Annotated in this window: 14 protein-coding genes and 1 pseudogene; 4 read left to right on the top strand and 11 right to left on the bottom strand. The window is 66.3% G+C overall.

Annotation, left to right across the window (positions count from 1 at the left end):
• Window positions 1–33 precede the first annotated feature (33 nt).
• On the top strand, window positions 34–2,121 hold the full coding sequence (locus ACTOWK_RS20780; protein WP_441331990.1) for a prolyl oligopeptidase family serine peptidase: 2,088 nt from the start codon (window positions 34–36) through the stop codon (window positions 2,119–2,121).
• Window positions 2,122–2,618: 497 nt separating this feature from the next.
• Window positions 2,619–3,878, top strand: a complete 1,260-nt coding sequence (locus tag ACTOWK_RS20785) for a DUF819 family protein (protein ID WP_441331991.1) — start codon at window positions 2,619–2,621, stop codon at window positions 3,876–3,878.
• Between the two features lie 1,028 nt (window positions 3,879–4,906).
• On the opposite strand, the gene ACTOWK_RS20790 is transcribed toward ACTOWK_RS20785, so the two are convergent.
• From ACTOWK_RS20790 to ACTOWK_RS20835, 10 genes are all read right to left on the bottom strand, one after another.
• Window positions 4,907–5,128 (bottom strand): YbdD/YjiX family protein, encoded by a 222-nt coding sequence (locus ACTOWK_RS20790; RefSeq protein WP_031374011.1) that lies wholly within the window; start codon window positions 5,126–5,128, stop codon window positions 4,907–4,909.
• Entirely contained in the window at window positions 5,128–7,200 is a 2,073-nt protein-coding gene (locus tag ACTOWK_RS20795; protein WP_441331992.1) for a carbon starvation CstA family protein, read from the bottom strand. Before ACTOWK_RS20795 ends, ACTOWK_RS20790 begins: the two co-directional genes overlap by 1 nt.
• A gap of 534 nt (window positions 7,201–7,734) precedes the next feature.
• Window positions 7,735–8,727, bottom strand: coding sequence for a magnesium/cobalt transporter CorA (gene corA / locus ACTOWK_RS20800; RefSeq protein WP_441331993.1), 993 nt, complete (start codon window positions 8,725–8,727; stop codon window positions 7,735–7,737).
• A 40-nt stretch (window positions 8,728–8,767) separates the two neighbouring features.
• Window positions 8,768–10,069, bottom strand: coding sequence for a lipoprotein N-acyltransferase Lnb domain-containing protein (locus ACTOWK_RS20805; protein WP_441331994.1), 1,302 nt, complete (start codon window positions 10,067–10,069; stop codon window positions 8,768–8,770).
• 230 nt (window positions 10,070–10,299) lie between these two features.
• Window positions 10,300–11,169 (bottom strand): HlyC/CorC family transporter, encoded by an 870-nt coding sequence (locus tag ACTOWK_RS20810; RefSeq protein WP_441331995.1) that lies wholly within the window; start codon window positions 11,167–11,169, stop codon window positions 10,300–10,302.
• Window positions 11,170–11,387: 218 nt separating this feature from the next.
• Window positions 11,388–11,921 (bottom strand): GspH/FimT family pseudopilin, encoded by a 534-nt coding sequence (locus tag ACTOWK_RS20815; protein ID WP_441331996.1) that lies wholly within the window; start codon window positions 11,919–11,921, stop codon window positions 11,388–11,390.
• Window positions 11,922–12,223: 302 nt separating this feature from the next.
• On the bottom strand, window positions 12,224–12,706 hold the full coding sequence (gene ybeY, locus ACTOWK_RS20820; RefSeq protein ID WP_408952982.1) for an rRNA maturation RNase YbeY: 483 nt from the start codon (window positions 12,704–12,706) through the stop codon (window positions 12,224–12,226).
• 136 nt (window positions 12,707–12,842) lie between these two features.
• Window positions 12,843–13,829 (bottom strand): PhoH family protein, encoded by a 987-nt coding sequence (locus ACTOWK_RS20825; RefSeq protein ID WP_441331997.1) that lies wholly within the window; start codon window positions 13,827–13,829, stop codon window positions 12,843–12,845.
• A 239-nt stretch (window positions 13,830–14,068) separates the two neighbouring features.
• Window positions 14,069–14,302 (bottom strand): hypothetical protein, encoded by a 234-nt coding sequence (locus tag ACTOWK_RS20830; protein WP_441331998.1) that lies wholly within the window; start codon window positions 14,300–14,302, stop codon window positions 14,069–14,071.
• A gap of 41 nt (window positions 14,303–14,343) precedes the next feature.
• Window positions 14,344–15,012 (bottom strand): phosphatase PAP2 family protein, encoded by a 669-nt coding sequence (locus tag ACTOWK_RS20835; RefSeq protein WP_441331999.1) that lies wholly within the window; start codon window positions 15,010–15,012, stop codon window positions 14,344–14,346.
• A 439-nt stretch (window positions 15,013–15,451) separates the two neighbouring features.
• Between ACTOWK_RS20835 and ACTOWK_RS20840 the strand changes: the two genes are divergently transcribed.
• A complete protein-coding gene (locus tag ACTOWK_RS20840; protein WP_441332000.1) occupies window positions 15,452–16,468 on the top strand; it encodes an NAD-dependent epimerase/dehydratase family protein in 1,017 nt (338 codons plus the stop codon).
• On the top strand, window positions 16,465–17,355 hold the full coding sequence (locus ACTOWK_RS20845) for an MBL fold metallo-hydrolase (RefSeq protein ID WP_441332001.1): 891 nt from the start codon (window positions 16,465–16,467) through the stop codon (window positions 17,353–17,355). Before ACTOWK_RS20840 ends, ACTOWK_RS20845 begins: the two co-directional genes overlap by 4 nt.
• A 976-nt stretch (window positions 17,356–18,331) precedes the next feature.
• On the opposite strand, the pseudogene ACTOWK_RS20850 reads toward ACTOWK_RS20845, so the two are convergent.
• Window positions 18,332–18,435, bottom strand: a pseudogene (locus tag ACTOWK_RS20850) (IS1595 family transposase); the annotation flags it as partial.

Below are 18,435 nucleotides of genomic sequence, written 5' to 3' on the forward strand. Positions count from 1 at the left end.
AACGGCCGCTCCGACCACGCTAGAGGTTCCGCCATGACGCCACGCTACGCACTTCTGCCGATGGCCCTGCTGCTGGCCTGCGCATCCGCGCCGGCTTTCTCGCTTACGCCGCCGCTGCCGCGCGGCCTGGAAGTCCGCGACCTGGCGACGATGGACCGGGTGTCCTCGCCGACCCTGTCGGCCGACGGACGTGTGTTGGTGTTCGCCCAGCGCAGCGTCGATTTCGCCGCCAACAAGTCCTCGACCTCGTTGTGGATCGAAGACCTGTTCGCGCGCGATGCGGCGCCGCCGAAGCGGCTCACACCGGAAGGCTGGAACGTCAACTCGCCGTCGTTCTCGCCGGACGGCAAGCTGGTGTATTTCCTCAGCGCCAAGAGCGGCAGCAACCAGCTGTATTCGATCGACTGGGCCGGGCGCGGCGCGCCGAAGCAAGTGACCGCGTTCGATGGCGACGTCGGCGGTTACCAGATCTCGCCCGACGGCAAGCGCGTGGCCTTCAACGCCGAAACCTATGCCGAGTGCGCGGCCGACCTGGCCTGCACCAAGAAGAAGCTCGACGCGGCCGAGAAGAACAAGGCCAGCGGCATGGTCTTCGACCGCATGTTCATCCGCCACTGGGACACCTGGAACGACGGCCGTCTCAACCGTCTGTTCGTGACCGAACTGCCGGCCGCCGGCAAGACCGTCGCCACCGCCAAGCTGGTCGGCGCCGACGTGATCGGCGACGTGCCTTCGCGTCCGTTCGGCGATAGCAGCGAATACACCTGGTCGCCCGACGGCCAGTCGCTGGTGTTCAGCGCACGCAAGGCCGACGCCAAGGAACCGTGGTCGACCAATTTCGATCTTTATCTCGTCGCCGCCGACGGCAGCGGCGCGGCCAAGAACCTGACCGCGTCCAACCCAGCCTGGGACACCGGCGCGGTGTTCGCCGCCGACGGCAAGACCTTGTACTACCGGGCGATGAAGCGCCCGGGCTTCGAAGCCGACCGCTTCGGCCTGTTCGCGCTCGAGCTGGCCAGCGGCAAGGCGCGCGAGATCGCGCCGGACTGGGACCGCTCGGCCGAGAACATCGTGCTATCGGCCGACGGCAAGACCCTCTACACCCTGGCCCAGGACCTCGGCCAGATGCCCTTGTTCGGTGTCGACATCGCCAGCGGCAAGCCGACCCGTTTGATCGGCGACGGCAGCCTCGGTTCGCCGCAGCTCGCGGGCAAGACCTTCGCCTTCACCCGCAACAGCCTCAAGAGCGGCGACCAGATCTTCGTCGGCGGCCTCGACGGTGCGCCTGAGCGCGCGATCACCCCGAGCGCCAGCGAACGCCTTCCGGGCGTGCGTTTCGGTGAATACGAACAGTTCGACTTCAAGGGCTGGAACGGCGACACCGTGCATGGCTACGTGGTCAAGCCGTGGAACTATCAGGAAGGCCAGAAATACCCGGTCGCGTTCCTGATCCACGGCGGCCCGCAGGGCAGCTTCGGCGACGGCTGGAGCTATCGCTGGAACCCGCAGACCTATGCGGGCCAGGGCTATGCGGTGGTGATGATCGATTTCCACGGCTCCACCGGTTATGGCCAGGCCTTCACCGATGCGATCAGCGAGCATTGGGGCGACCGCCCGCTCGAAGACCTGCAGAAGGGTTGGGCGGCGGCGCAGAAGAAGTACGGCTTCCTCAACGGCGACAAGGCTTGCGCGCTCGGCGCCTCGTACGGGGGCTTCATGGTCAACTGGATCGCCGGCAACTGGCAGCAGCCGTGGAAGTGCCTGGTCAGCCACGACGGCGTGTTCGACCAGCGCATGATGGGTTACGCCACCGAAGAGCTGTGGTTCACCGAGTGGGAGCAGGGCGGTACGCCCTTTGATGTGCCGAAGAACTACGAGAAGTTCAACCCGGTCAACCACGTCAAGGGCTGGAAGGTGCCGATGCTGGTGATCCACGGCCAGCTCGACTACCGCATTCCGGTGGAGCAGGGCATCGGCGTATTCACCGCGCTGCAGCGCCAGGGCATCGAGTCGAAGTTCCTGTACTTCCCGAACGAGAACCATTGGGTGCTCAAGCCGCAGAACAGCGTGCAGTGGCACGACACGGTCAACGGCTGGCTGAAGCAGCACATCGGCGAGTGAGAGCCGCCAGCGCGGCGGTCTTGAAGATCGCCGCGCGCTCCGAGTGCCTGTGGATCGGTTCCCCCTTTTTGAAGAAGGCGGCGCTGTTACCTTTCTCGCAGGTAAAGCAAATCCCCCGCGCGCCAATCCAGCGGCAGACTTCGAACAACGCAGCGCGCAGCCCCCTTTTTCAAAGGGGGCGTTGTTCTGTGCGCCGATCAGCCGAGGTCTGCCGGTATCGGCTCGGTAACCAGCGACGAACAACTGCCTTCCGCCCGTGCTGTTCCCCCCTTTGGAAAAGGGGGGCAGGGGGGATTTGCCTTTCCAACAGGCCAAGCAGTTCCCGACGCGTAGCCCCTCCGCAAAAGCGCTTCATTACGTATCCCCACCGCAACAAGCGGACCACAGACGCAGCCATCTGAATCCGGGCTCCGCACTACCGGCCCTTGTCCGCCCCGTGCATCCGAAGTAAAAACGTGGACGCATCAGCGCTCGCTTATCTCCTGGGGAACACCGGCATGCCAGAAACCGCCCGTACGGCGCTCATCAGCAACGACATCGTCGTCCTCGGCCTGATCGCGGCAACGCTCGGGCTGGTGTTCTGGACGTCCTCGCGCGAGACCGGGTTGTGGAAGAAGTTCTACACCTACGTGCCGGCCTTGCTGCTGTGCTACTTCATCCCCGGCATCTACAACACCATCGGTCTGGTCGATGGTGCGAACACCAAGCTGTACAACCCGGTCGCCAGCCGCGTGCTATTGCCGGCGGCGCTGGTGCTGCTCACTCTTACCATCGACCTCAAGGGCGTATTGAAGCTCGGGCCGAAACTGCTGGTGATGTACGCGGTCTCGTCGCTCAGCGTGATGGCCGGCGCGATCGCGGCCTTCATGTTGATGGGCGCAGTGCATCCGGAAACCGTGGCCGGCGATACCTGGGGCGGCATGGCCGCGCTGGCCGGCAGTTGGATCGGAGGCGGCGCCAACATGCTGGCGATGAAGGAGATCTTCCAGGTCGATGCGACCACCTTCGGCCAGTTCGCGGTGGTCGATGTCGGCGTGGGCTATGTCTGGATGGCGGTGTTGATCTTCCTTGCCAGCCGCGCCCAGGCCATCGATGCGCGCAGCGGCGCCGACACCCGCGGCATCGAGGAGCTCAAGCAACGCATCGAACAATTCCAGGCCCAGCACCAACGCGTGACCAGCCTGAGCGACCTGGCGATGATCATCGGCATCGCCTTCGGCGTGGTCGGTCTCGCGCACGCCATCGCGACGCCGCTGTCGGGCTGGTTCGCGGCCAACGTGTCCTGGGCCAAGACGGTCAGCCTGCACGAACCTTTCTTCTGGGTCGTGGCGATTTCGACCTTCGCCGGCCTGGCATTGAGCTTCACCCGCGCGCGCACGCTCGAAGGTGCCGGCGCCTCGAAAATCGGTAGCCTGCTGCTGTATTTCCTGATCGCCTGCATCGGCCTGCAGATGGACATCCTGGCGCTGCTCGACCGGCCCTGGCTGTTCGCACTGGGCCTGATCTGGATCTCGATCCACATCGCCTTGTTGTGGATGGTAGGGCGCCTGCTGCGGGTGCCGTTCTTCTATTTCGCGATCGGCTCGCAAAGCAATATCGGCGGCCCGGCCTCGGCACCGGTCGTCGCCTCGGCCTTCCATCCTTCGCTGGCGCCGGTCGGCGCTTTACTCGGCACGTTGGGCTACGCGACGGGTACGGGGCTGGCCTATATCGTCGGCATCACCCTGCGTTCGCTGGCGGGCGCAGCGCCGGTCTGAGGCGAGGCGGCTGCAACGCCGGCAACATTCACCGTTGCCGTTGCCGTTGCCGTTGCCGTGAAGATTTTGCTGTGGCTGTGGCTGTGGCCGTGCGTAGCCGAGCACTAGCGAAGGCGAAAGAAGACCCGGAGGGCGGCCCGCAGGGATGCGGGCCGTTTTTCATCGGGACAGGGATGTCCCGTATGTAGAGCCCTGCGTCGGCTTCGCTCGTGCGGGCCTGTGATTCAAAACAAAGCAACTTCTTTGGTTACCTTTGACCGAAGGAACTCCCTGTGGGACTTTGTTGCTTTAGACAAAAGAAAGTAACCCGCCGCTTTAGTGGCGGAAGCTTTTGGCGTTTGATCTAGATCCTTCTCGAAGGATGCGCCGCAAGACCGCGGCAGCGCGGTCGCGACTTGCGTCGCTCCTACCCTGGCGGGCTGCGGCTCGCGCCGACGCGAGATTGATGCGACGCGGTCGCGGCTCTTAGGGTAGGAGCGACGCGAGTCGCGACCACGTCCTGTCGGCCTCCGGCGTATCCTTCAAGCAAGAGCAGAGCTTCCGCCCGCTGACGCGGCCGGGTTACTTTCTTTTGCTGGCCCAAAAGTCCCACAGGGAGTTCCTTCGGTCAAAGCTAACCAAAGAAAGGCCTTCCTTGCAAGGGCACAGGCCCGCACGATCGATGCCGACGCAGGGATGCTCCAGACAGGCCATCCATGGCCTGCTTGCGCACGGCCCGCATCCATACGGGCCGCCCTACGGGTCTTCAATTGACCGGCAAAGCGACAAAGCAGATCAAAATCACAGCAACAGCAACAGCAACAGCAACAGCAACACAGCCAAGGCCAAAGCTGAAGCTGAAGCGCATGAAATTGGCGAAGACAGCGAAAGATCTGCATTGGCAGGATTCGCGGTCGTAGCTTGCGACCCCAAGTAAATCCCTGCGCGACGCTGCTCATACTCCTGGCCGCAAAGCGCCGCTTGCGATACGAGGACACCCCGAACAAAAAGGCCGCCCGGAGGCGGCCTCTCGTTGTAATGGAACCCGATCAACAACACCCGAACCGACCGCCCCCGTAGCGCGCCTGCTGGCGCTCGCGGAAGAACGTCGCGTAGTCCGGAATCGGCCGCTCGGGATGTTTCTCCATCAGGTGCCGTACATAGTTGTCGTAGTCCGGCACCCCGCAGCACAGCCGCGCGGTCTGCACCAGGCGATGCCAGGTGCGTTTGTAAAGCTGGTACTGGCTGGCGGGAACGAGCGCGGTGCCCATCACACGTTCGCCATTTCGTGCGGCTTCAAGGCCACGTACGGGGATTCGCGATCGCTGCGCTCGGGATTGGCACGCGCCTTGGCGATCGCGCGCACCGAGTACACCAGCACGCTGAACACCACGAACAGGAACAAGCCGGTCAGCACCGTGTTGACGTAGCTGTTGAGCATGATCTGTTGCATCTGCTCGATGCTCTTCGCCGGTGCGACCACTTCGCCCTTGGCGATCGCGGCCTGGTACTTGTGCGCCTGCGCAAGGAAACCGACCGCGGGGTTGTCGTCGAAGATCTTGATCAGACCGGCCGCGCTGGTGCAGATCAACAGCCAGATCGTCGGCACGATCGTCACCCAGGCGTAGCGGTCGCGTTTCATCTTGAACAAGACCACCGTGCACAGCATCAGCGCGATGCCGGCGAGCATCTGGTTGGCGATGCCGAACAGCGGCCACAAGGTGTTGATGCCGCCGAGCGGGTCGACCACGCCCTGGTAGAGGAAGTAGCCCCACAAGGCGACGCAGCCGCCGGTCGCGAGCAGGTTAGGGCCCCAGGCTTCGGTGCGGCGCAGTGCCGGCACGAAGCTGCCGAGCAGGTCCTGCAGCATGAAGCGCCCGGCGCGGGTGCCGGCATCGACCGCGGTGAGAATGAACAAGGCCTCGAACAGGATCGCGAAGTGATACCAGAACGCCATCGTGTTCTCGCCCGGCAACACGTTGTGCAGGATCTGGGCGATGCCGACCGCGAGTGTCGGCGCGCCGCCGGCGCGGGCGAGGATGCTGTTCTCGCCGATGTCCTTGGCGGTGGCCTGCAGCATTTCCGGGGTGACGGCGAAGCCCCAGCTCGAGATCGTCGCCGACACCGCGTGCACGTCGCTGCCGACCAGGGCCGCGGGGCTGTTCATGGCGAAGTACACGCCCGGCTCGATCACCGAGGCGGCGACCAGGGCCATGATCGCGACGAAGGATTCCATCAGCATGCCGCCGTAGCCGATGTAGCGCATATGCGATTCGTTGGCGAGCAGCTTGGGCGTGGTGCCCGAGGAGATCAGCGCGTGGAAGCCCGACACCGCGCCGCAGGCGATGGTGATGAACAGGAACGGGAACAGGCCGCCTTTCCAGACCGGGCCGGTGCCGTCGGTGAATTGGGTCAGCGCCGGCATGCGCAGGTCGGGCATGACGATGACGATGCCGATCGCCAGCGCGATGATGGTGCCGATCTTGAGGAAGGTAGACAGGTAATCGCGCGGCGCCAGCACCAGCCACACCGGCAGCACCGCGGCGACGAAGCCGTAGCCGATCAGCATCCAGGTGATCTGGGTGCCGCTGAAGGTGAAGGCCGGGCCCCACACCGGGTCGGCGGCGACCTTGCCGCCGTACCAGATCGCCGCAAGCAGCAGGATCAAGCCAACGACGGAGATTTCGCCGATCTTGCCGGGGCGGATGTAGCGCATGTATACGCCCATCATCACCGCGATCGGCAGGGTCGCCATCACCGTGAACATGCCCCAGGGGCTTTCCGCGAGCGCCTTGACCACGATCATCGCCAGCACCGCGAGGATGATGATCATGATCAGGAAGGCGCCGAACAGGGCGATGGTGCCGGGGATGCGGCCCATCTCCTCGCGTACCAGGTCGCCGAGCGAACGGCCGTTGCGGCGGCTGGAGACGAACAGGACCATGAAGTCCTGCACCGCGCCGGCCAGCACCACGCCGACGATCAGCCACAGCAACCCGGGCAAATAGCCCATCTGCGCGGCGAGCACCGGGCCGACCAGCGGTCCGGCGCCGGCGATGGCGGCGAAGTGGTGGCCGAACAGGACGTGTTTGTTGGTCGGGACGTAGTCGAGCCCGTCGTTGTTGATGATCGCCGGCGTGGCCCGGGTCGGGTCGAGCCGCATCACCTTCTCGGCGATGAACAGGGAGTAGTAGCGATAAGCGACGAGATAGATCGATACCGCCGCGACCACGATCCACAACGCGTTGATATGTTCGCCGCGCCGCAGCGCGATCGTGCCGAGGCAGAACGCCCCGAGGACTGCGAGGGCCGCCCAGCCCAGTTTGCCTAGACCACCTTTCATGACGACCCTCCCAGATTGAACTCAGCCAGCGTCGCCCCTGGGTCCGCGCGGGTCAATGCGCAGTGCCGCAATAGCGGCTGATACTTTGGTCTTAGGGCCGAGGATCGGGGTGCCGGGAAGCGGTTCGGGGCGTTTGGCTTAGCGCCGGTGTGGAGGCGCGAGTTCGGCGATCCTCTGTGCGGCGTGGAGCAAATCCCCCGGCGCAGCCGATCCGACCGGATTTCCGAGCGGCGCAGGCGCCAGCCCCCTTTTTCAAAGGGGGCGAGTTGTCGATGGGCGACGCGGTGATCTGGTTAGCGCAGCATCGTCGGTGCGGTGCGGTGCGGTGCGGTGCGGTGCGGTGCAGGTTGCAGATGCAGGTGCCGCGGACGAGGCGACTACAGGCACAACTGCCGATACGCTCGTCGCTACCAATGCAGGGCTCTCTAAGCGCTGCGATCAACTCCGCGATTAGCGTCGTTGTCGCAGCTGTCCTCGTCATCGCTGTTCCCCCCTTTGACAAAGGGGGGCAGGGGGGATTTGCTCTGGACGCCCCTACAACCACTTAGCGCGCTTGAAGCCGATGTAGAGCACCAGGCAGATCGCGATCACCGAGCCGATCAAGACCGCATAGCTCCATTGCCCCGGCAACTCGGGCATGTGCACGAAGTTCATGCCGTACCAGCTCGCGATCAAGGTCGGCGCGGCGAGCAGGGCGGCCCAGGCGCCGAGGCGCTTGACCACTTCGCCCTGACGCACGGTCACCAGCGACAGGTTGACGCTGACCGCGGCGGTCAGCATTTCGCGCAAGGTGTCGGTGGTCTCGTTGATGCGTACCGCGTGGTCGAGCACGTCGCGGAAGTACAACTGGATTTCTTCGTCGACCAGGCCGCCGCGCGCGCGCGCGAGCTGGCCGAGGATGTCCTGCAAGGGCGACACCGCCATGCGCAGGCGGGTCAGTTCGCGCTTGAGGTCGTACAGCTCCTGCACGGTTTCCTTGCGGAAATCCTCGGCGAAAATGTCCTTCTCGAGCTCGTTGAGCTCCTGCGTGAAGCCTTCGACGATCGGCATGAAGTTGTCGACCACGCTGTCGAACACCGCGTACAACGCCGCGCCGGGCCCGTGTTCGAGCAAGTCCGGCTCGCGTTCGATGCGCGCGCGTGCGCTCTTGTAGCTGATCGAGGCGCCGTGGCGTACCGTCACCAGATAACGCGGGCCGACGAACATGTGCGTCTCGCCGAAGCGGATGCGGTTGTCGATCTTCTGCGCGGTGTGGATGGCGATGAACAGCGAGTTGCCGTAGGACTCGATCTTCGGCCGTTGATGCGCGTTGTGGGCGTCCTCGACGGCGAGGTCGTGCAGGCAGAACTCTTCCTGCAGTTTGTCGAGGATGCCTTCGTCGGGTTCGTACAGGCCGACCCAGACGAAGCTGCCGTCGTCGACGGCCAGGACGTCGCTGATCGCATCCAGGCCGATGTCGCGACGGGTGCCGTCGCGGCTGTAGGCCGCGCAGTTGATGACGCATTGGGGCAGGGTGGAATCGCTCATGGCCCGAATCCTGCCCGCGTGCGGCGGCTGCGGCAAGCCGTCACGCCAGGCGCAATCGGGCGGCTTTGCGGAATCCGGCCCACAGCCCGACCTGGATCGGCAGCCACAGCGCGATCCAGTGCGCATTGCGCTGCGGATAGACCGGCAGCCAGTACAGGAACAAGGCCGCCAGCGCGCACAGCGCCACCAGGCCGGTCAACCAGACGAACACCGGGCCGGTCTCGCGGCCGCGCAGCGCACGCCAGCCGCCGAACCACAGCAGCAGGCACAGCGGGTTGAACAGCAACAGGTTGCGGTTGGCCCAGATGTAGTTGTGGCCGGTGTCGACCCAGGCGTAGAGCAGGACCGCGCCGACCAGGCCGAGCACCGCCCACAGCGGCAGCGCCGCGACCGCGAGCACGCGCGGGCTGCGGTCGCCGATCCAGGCCAGCGCCGCGGCGATCGCCAGGCCGGCCAGGGCCCAGGGCCACCACGGCAGCGGCCGCTCCTTGGGCTCGGGCGAGATCTTGTGCGGCAGCAGCGGGCGTTCTTCCTGGACCAGGGGTTCGCCCTGCAGGTTCTTGACCTCGCGCAAGGCCGCCGCGAGCCGGCTCGGGACGTAGGACTCGGCCCACACCGGCACCGGCTTGTCGGTTTCCGGGCCCATCATCACGTCGAGCACCAGCCACATCCACGGTTCCGGCGCCGACAGGCGCAGCGCTTCGCTGCGGAAGCTGCTGCCGTGCGAGCGGCCTTCGGTCTGGCGGCGCAGTTCGCCGCCGAGCACCTTGTCGATGGCGTCGCGCACGCGCGTGGCGCAGTTGTCGTCGAAGTACTGGTAACGGTAGTAGGCGTTTTCGGGCAGGGCGTTGACGCGCAGCGCCTCGGCCAGCTCACGCGCCTGTTTCGGGGTGAGGTTCAGCCATTGCACCGACACGCCGCGGCCTTCCTGCGCGTACTGCGCCATGTCGTCGTCGAACGGCAGGGCCAACAGGCGATAGCGCATGTCGTTGCGGATGAAGCGCGGGACGAAATCCGATTCGCTCGGATCGAAGTAACCGAAGTTGTATGAGATCGCGCGGCCGCTGGCGGGGTCGAGCACGACCAGGGCGTCGTGGCCGAAACGCGACCAGAACTCTTCGCCGGGCTGCATCGTGACCATGCCGACCCGCGGCGTCGCAGTGCTGGTCGCGGGCGCGTCGGCGGGCTTCGCCGCTTCGACCGGCGTGCCGCTCGGAGCGGCGAAGGCGATGCTGTGAAGCAGGAGCAGGCAGGCTAGAGCGAACGACCGGACGAATCGGGGAGTGGAGGTCACAGGCGACAGGGTCCGGCGAGGCGAATGGCCGCCATTGTAAACAGCCATGGCCGCGGGGTTCTCGCCGAGTTTTCACGGGCGGGCCGCACCGCGGCCAAGTCGCGGCCGCGGGCGCTGATCGGTGCCGGGCCGCGGATGGCTGGAACGCCCCGCCGGTCGTGCCCGCGCCTGGAACGGTGCCGATGGCATGGCGGCTCAGAGGCCGTGGCGGCCCGGACAGGCCGCCTCTTCGCGGGATGGGCGTCGCCGCACGGGCTTGCCGTGCGCCGCTCAGGCGATCACAGGCTGCCGAGCACGCCGACGTGGAAGGCGTGCACGCGCCGTGCATCGGCGCTGGCCACGCGGAACACGAAGCGGTCGAGGGTGAGTTCTTCGCCGGCCTCGGGCAGGTGCCCGATCGCCGCGGTCACCAGGCCGCCGATGGTGTCGTATTCGTCGTCGTCGAAATCGGCGCCGAAGCGTTCGTTGAAATCGTCGATCGGGGTCAGCGCGTCGACCACGTACTGGCCGTCGGCCTGGGCCGCGATCAGCGCGTTCGGGTCTTCGGCATCGTCGTGCTCGTCGTCGATCTCGCCGACGATCTGTTCCAGCACGTCCTCGATGGTCAACAGGCCGGCGACGCCGCCGTGCTCGTCGATCACGATGGCCATGTGGTTGCGCGACTGGCGGAACTCGCGCAGCAGCACGTCCAGGCGCTTGGATTCCGGAATCAACACCGCCGGACGCAACAGCTCGTGGATGGTGCCGGGGCCGTTGTCGGCGACCACGCCGCGCAACAAGTCTTTCGCCAGCAGGATGCCGAGGATCTCGTCCTTGTCTTCGCCGTGCACCGGGAAGCGCGAATGGCCGGACTCGACCACCATCTTCATCAGGTCGAGGAACTTCGCCTCGGCCGGCAGCGCGATCATCTGCGAGCGCGGGATCATCACGTCGCCGACGGTGAGGTCGGAGACCGCGATGGCGCCTTCCATCATGTGCAGGGTGTCGGCGGCGATCAGGCCGTCGGATTGCGCATCGCGCAGCAACTCGACCAGATCTTCGCGGGAGCTGGGTTCGCCCGACAGCGCGGAACTGATGCGGTCGAGCCAGGAACGCCGTTTCTCGGGGATTTCCGGCGCGTGGATGCTACTACTGTCGTCCTCGGACATTCGACTCTTGAACTGTGGCCCTCGGGGGGAGGGCTGTGGCGCAAGTCTAACCCGGAAGGTCGGCATGGGGCGGTCAAGACACCGTTCGGCCCCTGGGAGCGGGCTGCCGGTCGCGCTTTGCAGCCATCCTGCAACAGGCCCGATCGCCGCCGCGAACCCACCCACGATGGTCGCCGTTCGAGGCCGAAACCCGGCGCAGCGTGGATCCGGCGCTGCGTTCAGCCGTCCCGGCAACCGCGGATCTGGGCGGTGGACGCCTGGCCCAGGTGGAAGCGGCCGGCATTCGACAGCACGACCGTACCGGCCGGGTCGGCATGTTCCGAACACAGGGTGAAAGTCAGATTGGTGCCGGCCATGTCGCCGTCGGGCTGGAACACGATGCGGGTGCGGCCCAGGCTGCTGTGCAGGCGGATATCGCCGCCGAGCGCCGGCCGACGCTGGATCAGGGTGTCGCGGGCGGTGAATTTGCGGTCGCCATCGACATCGGCGAACACCAGCCAGCCGCGGCTCCAATCGGGGCGGCCGCTGCAACCGCCCTGCGCCGGTGCGGGACACATCACGGTCGCGCTTCCGGCCGCCACCGCGAGGCGATTGGCGATGAGGAAACTGTCGACCAGGGCCATGCGGGTGTGGCCGATGCGCACTCGCGCGACCGCGTTGAGCAAGGCCGGCATCGCCACGCCGATCAACAAGAACACGATGGCCAAGGCGGCCACCACTTCCAGCAACGAGATTCCCTTCATCCGAGGCATACCAGGCTCCTTCCTGCGATGGGCGCAGTCTGGGCCGGGGCGCGAGGCCGGCGCATAGGAAATGCGCCCGCGCTGGAGTGGGGATTCGTCGCTGAGGAAGTTAAGACGGGATCGGGCCAGGCAGCCCCGCGTCAGGGCGAATCGGTGGAAACCAGTGCGGTTTCACGGCGTTTCTTTGCAGCAATGCGAGTGTCGCCGGCGCAGTGTCGGAATCGACCGACAGCGGTCCGGGGATTATGCCGACACTGGTGAAGTACCAGTCCGATCCTGGATGGCCGCGTCTGCGTTGCGCGCTGGCCGCGTCAGTCTTCGGTGTACGGGTCGGCGATGCCGAGGCTGGCGAGGATCTCGCGTTCGAGCTGCTCCATGCACTCGGCTTCGCGTTCGTCCTCGTGGTCCCAACCCAGCAGGTGCAAGGTGCCGTGCACGGTCAGGTGGGCGTAGTGATCGTTGAGTGCCTTCTTCTGTTCGCGGGCTTCGCGTGCGACCACCGGCGCGCAGATCACCAGGTCGCCGAGCAGCGGCAGGCGCACGCCTTCAGGCAGGCCCTCGGGCATGTCGGCCGGGAAACTGAGCACATTCGTGGCGTAGTCGCGGCCGCGGTAATGGCGGTTGAGCGAGCGGCCTTCCTTGTTGTCGACGACCCGGATCGCCAGGTCGGCCTCGCGGATGCGCCCTTCCAGCGCCGCGGCGACCCATTTGCGGAAGCTGTTCGCCGCCGGCAGGCCCTTGCGCGGCACGCCGTAGTTGATCGAGACATCGAGACGGATCGGACCTTTGGTCATCGCGGCGGTTCACTGTTCGGCGGTTCGTGGTTTGCGGCCTGCGCTTCGTGGTGGCTGGTCGATACCGCAGGCCGAAGCGCCGTCCTGCGATAGCGCGATCCTCCGATCGCGTGGGCCCGGCCGCGGCCGCGCTGGGTCAGACGCCCGGCCCGGTCTCCACGTCCTTGGCGTCGCGCGCGTCGTAAGCGCTGACGATACGCGCGACCAGCGGGTGCCGGACCACGTCCTTGGCCTCGAAGAAGGTGAAGCTGATGCCGTTGACGTTGCGCAACACGTCGAGCGCGTCGCGCAGGCCCGACTTCTGGTGCTTGGGCAGATCGATCTGGGTCAGGTCGCCGGTGACCACCGCGGTGCTGCCGTAGCCGATGCGGGTCAGAAACATCTTCATCTGTTCGATGGTGGTGTTCTGGGCTTCGTCGAGGATCACATAGGCGTCGTTGAGCGTGCGGCCGCGCATATAGGCCAGCGGCGCGATCTCGATCACGTTGCGTTCGAGCAACTTGACCACTTTTTCGACGCCGAGCATTTCGTACAGCGCGTCGTACAGCGGGCGCAGATACGGATCGACCTTCTGGGTGAGATCGCCGGGCAGGAAGCCGAGCTTTTCGCCGGCCTCGACCGCCGGGCGCACCAGGATCAGGCGCTGCACACGGGTTTCGTTGAGCGCTTCGACCGCGCTGGCGACGGCGAGGAAGGTCTTGCCGGTGCCGGCCGGACCGATGCCGAAATTGATGTCGTGGGTCGCGATCGCGTGCAGGTACTTGGCCTGGTTGGCGCCGCGGCCGCGGATGGTGCCGCGCTTGACCCGGATCGCGACTTCCTGCGGCTCGATGTCGCCGGCGATGGTCTGCTCGGCGCCGGTTTCGGTCAGGGCCAGGTGAATCGCGGCTTCGTCCAGGGTTTCCTCGGCGGAGTCTTTCCACAGAGTGCGCAACAGGCGTTCGGTCTGGCCGACCGCGGCGGACGGGCCGTCGATGCGGAACACGTTGCCGCGGTTGGCGATCTCGACGCCCAGGCGCAGTTCGATCATGCGCAGATGGCCGTTGAAGGGCCCGCTCAGGTTCGCCAGGCGTTCGCTGTCGACGGGGTCGAGGGTGAATTCGGAAACGGTGCGTGCGGACATAAAGGAAGCGTAGGCAGTTCGCGTGATGATGACGCGTCGGGGCCTTACAGCTTGCGCCTGTCGGGGCGTTTTCGCAAAGCCGCGGGAGTGGTTCGAAGGATCGCGCGGATGAATACTGGGGGGCGCTCCGGCGGCCTTGCATGGAACCGCTAGACCCGTGGGCGCTGGCTTCGCTTGGGGTCGCTCGTGCCGGCTCGGCGGCGATGCGCACTCAGTCGCGGCGGATCGGCGGTGTCGGTTCAGTCGCGAGGCAGGCTGCCTTCGCGCCAGGCCCGCCAGACGCGCATCGCGCCCATCACGGTCAACAGGATCGAGCCGATCAACCACAGCAAGGTGATCGCATCGGCGTCGAACACGCCGCCGCGGTAGGCGCGCATCAGCGAGCGCACCAGGCCGAGCACGCCGAGGCCGAGGAACCAGAATCCGACCGCGCCGCGCGAGATCAGGCCGGGTTTGGGGTGGGGATCGGGCATGGCGTGTCCTCGGTGGTGCGGAAGTGAAGCGGGTCCGGGTTTTACAGCGGCTGCAGCTGCGGCGCCGCATCAGGACGCCACAAGGGCACGCCGGCGAGCAAGAGACCGATGGTCGCGGTGGCGAGGCCGCCGGCGATGTCCCAGGCGTAATGCTGGCCGGTGCTGATCACGCTCGGCGCGAGCGCGATCAGCGCCAGCCAGATCCACGGTTGCGCGCGCGGGTATTGCAGGCCGGCGCCGACCGCGACCACCGCCGGGATGGTGATGTGCCCGGACGGGAAACAGTTGTTGACGTCGTCGAGCGTGTGCAGGCAGCGCCAGGCGAATGCGGTGAGCGGGTCCATGCCGTCCGGCAGGCCCGCGCGCAGCATGCGTGTCGGCCAGGTCAGCCAGATCGCGGCATTCAGCGACATCGCGATGGCGTAGGCGCGCAGGGTCGCATGCAACAGCCTGCGCTCGCGGATCGACAGCAGCAGCGCCGGGCCGGTGAACAGCAACAGCCAGTACGGCCAGATCGTCCACGCCTGCCAACCGACCCAGTCGTCGACGAAGGTCAGCGGCAACAACCGCGGCTCGCGCAACGGATAGGTGTTGATCGCGAGATAGAACACGGTCGCGATGGTCATGGTCGCCAGGACCATGGCGATGCGCCGCGGCAGGGGCACTTCGGTCGACGTCGCGGCGGTCGTGTCGGTGGAGGCGGCGGTCATGCGGACGGAGTCATCGGTGTGGAGTCTCGGCTGGAGTCGTCGGTGCGTCGCGGTGCGGGGCGGGGCAGGGCGGCCATCCGTCCATGCGGCTGCGATGTGCAGGATCGTCGATACCGGGCCGGCCTGGCCAGTGGTCGAGGCCAGGGCCGGGTCGGCGCCGTGCTGCGGCCGGTCCGCCGTATCGGCAAAACCGGCCTCAGGGCCCATACTGATCGCGAACCATGGATACCGAATCGAAGGACATCGCGGCCCTTGCGGCGGGCAGCGCCGCCCTCGCGAAACTCAGGCACCGGCCGGGCCCCGGCCTCCATCGGCGCGCAAGCATCGCCGGGCGCTGCGCTGTCGGTCCGTCGACGCGGTGTCGGTTCATGGCGACGACACGTTCGGATGCCATGACGAAGGCGCCGTGCTCGCGGACGGTCCGCAAGGGCAGGGACGCATGACGACACAACGCATCGTGGTCACCGGCGCGACCGGTTTCGTCGGTGGCGCACTTGCGCGCCATCTGGCCGCGACGCGTCCCTGGACCCAGGTCGTCGGCCTCGGCCGCGACCCCGCACGCGGCCGCGCGCTGCAGGCGCAGGGCATCGAATTCGTCGCCGTCGACCTGACCGACGAGGCCGCGGTGCATCGCGCCTTGCGCGGCGCCGACATCGTCGTGCACTCGGCGGCCTTGTCGAGCCCGTGGGGGCAGCGCGCCGATTTCGTCGCCGCCAACATCGACGCCACCGATCACGTCGTCTCTGCCTGCATCGCGCGCCAGGTGCGGCGGCTGGTGCATATCTCCACGCCCGGCATCTATCACGACGGCCGCCCGCATCTGGGCATCCGCGAAGACCATCCCCTGCCGGTGCGTTCGGTCAACGACTACGTCGCGACCAAGCTGGTCGCCGAGCGGCGCGTATTCGAGCGCTGCGCGGCCGGCGGCGTGTCCGCCCTGGCGCTGCGGCCGCGGGCGATCTTCGGCCATGGCGACAGCGCGATCCTGCCGCGCCTGGCGCAGGCGCTGCGCAGCGGCCGGCTGCGCCGGATCGGCCGCGAGGATTGCCAAGTCGACCTGACCTATATCGACAACGTCGTCGACGCGATCGTGTTGGCGATCGACGCTTCATGGCGATTGAGCGGCCGCGTCTACAACATCAGCAACGGCGAACCGGTCGCGATCTGGGGCGTCATCGATCGACTGGCCGATGCCTTGTCGTTGCCGCGGCCCACCCGGCGCATGTCCCAGCCGCTGGCGCTGGCCTTGGCGAGCGGCGTCGAGGCCTGGTATCGCCGTTTCAGCCCTGGTCGCGAGCCGCCGCTGCTGCGTTACGGCGTCGAATTGCTCAGCGTCGACATGACCCTCGACATCGGCCGCGCCCGCAGCGAACTCGACTATCGCCCGCGCGTGGCGATGGACGATGCGCTGAGCAGCACCTTCGCCGAACTGGCGCGCGCGGAGGCGCGACGGTGAGCGGCGAGGTCGTACTGACCCTCGGCGTATCCGGCCACAGCTGCGCCGACCCGCGCCACCTCGGTCTCGACGCCGGTGCGGCGATGACCTTTCCGGCCGGCTGGGCTTTGATCGAACATCCGGTGCAGGGCGCGATCCTGTTCGACTGCGGCTATGGCCCGCAGGCGCGCCAGGCGATGCGGCGCGGCCTGCGCTGGATCTACGGTCGCGTCATCCATGTCTGCTCCGCACCGCATACCGATGCGGCGGCGTTGCTGCATCGGCGCGAGTTGGCTCGCGACGCGGTGCGCATGGTCGTGCTCAGCCATTTCCATCCCGACCACATCGGCGGGCTCGGCCAGTTTCCGCAGGCGCGTTTCGTCGCCCATGCCGATGCCTGGCGGCAAGTCGAGGACTCGGGCTGGTTCGGCCTGCTGCATGCGCAGATCTGGAAGGAACTGCTGCCGGCGGATTTCGCCGCGCGCCTGCAATTGCTCGACGAACGCGGCCGGCGCGGGCTCGACGGCGATCTGGCGACGCTCGGCGGCGAAGGCTGGGACCTGTTCGGCGATGGCAGCCTGTTCGCGGTGCCCTTGCCGGGCCATGCGCGCGGCCAGATCGGCCTGGCCTTGCGCAGCGGCGAGGGCGAACGGGTGATCCTCACCGCCGATGCGTTCTGGCGCCGCGAGCAACTCGATCTCGGCCAGGATTTGCCGTGGTTGACCCGGCAACTGGCGATGGACGACACGAGCGCCTACCGCGACACCTTGCGGCGACTGACGCGTTTCCGCGATACCCATCCGGGGGCTTGGCTGATTCCGGCGCACTGCGCACAGACGCTGGCGGAATGGCGGCGGCGTTATCCTTCGGCGGTGTTGGAGGCGGAGGCGGGCGAGCGGGGCGGTTGAGACTCGCTTGCTGCGCGTCGACTCCGGGTTTACGGTTGCATCGCAAATTCGGGGCTGCGCCAGGCTCATCATGGCAACGGCAACGGCAACGGCAACGGCAACGGCAACCGTTGCCTGTTTAGCGACCGCTCTTGGGTAGGAGCGGCGCAAGCCGCGACCGCGCCGTTTCAATCTCGCGGCGCATCTCGCCGCAACCTCTGTAGGAGCGGCGTGAGCCGCGACCGCGTAGCTGACCGTTGCGGCGTTTCTTACCGTAGAGCGGTGAAGCAACATCAAGATCTAAAGCTTCCGTCCGCTGACGCGGCCGGGTTACTTTCTTTTGCTGGCCCAAAAGAAAGCTAACCAAAGAAAAGGCCTTCCTTGACGAAGCTCCCTTGCGAGTTCGGTGCGTTCGCGGGGATTTTCCGATAAGACATCCTTGTCTTATCGAAAAACGGCGCACGTCCTGTGCGCCGCCCTCCGGGTCTACGATCGCATCGTGAGTTCGGTTCTGCGCCAAGCTTTCACGGCAACGGCAACGGCAACGGCAACGGCAACTGCGACTGCAACGGCCGACGGGTCGCATCTGCTCTTGGGTAGGAGCGGCGCAAGCCGCGACTGCGCAACCTCGATTGCCCGCGCTGCCGTTCGCATATTCGTGATCGCGGCTTGCGCCGCTCCTACCCTCGCGAAAGCACGTTGCTTCGATGGTAGGCATCGGCGTTTTTGTCTCGATGCGTCTCGTGGTCGCGGCTCACGCCGCTCCTACAGGGGATAGCATCGCAGTGCTCTGATTCCCTACTGAAGCTTTGGGTTTGGCTGTGCGTTGCCGAGCACTAGCGAAGGCAATCGAAGACCCGGAGGGCGGGCTGCATGGATGCAGGCCGTTTTTCATCGGGACAGGGATGTCCCGTATGTAGAGCCCTGCGTCGGCATCGCTCGCGCGGGCTTGTGATTCAAAACAAAGCATTTTTCTTGGGGCTGTCCTAGATAAGAGTTATAGCCCCACCCAGTCCCGCAGCGTATTGAGCTGCTGACGGGGTGTCCCATAGTTGAAACGGAACTCGCACTCTTTCAGGAACAAGAAGAAATTCTTGCGCG

The organism is Lysobacter sp. CA196, assembly GCF_052078695.1.
Taxonomy (GTDB): Bacteria; Pseudomonadota; Gammaproteobacteria; order Xanthomonadales; family Xanthomonadaceae; genus Lysobacter.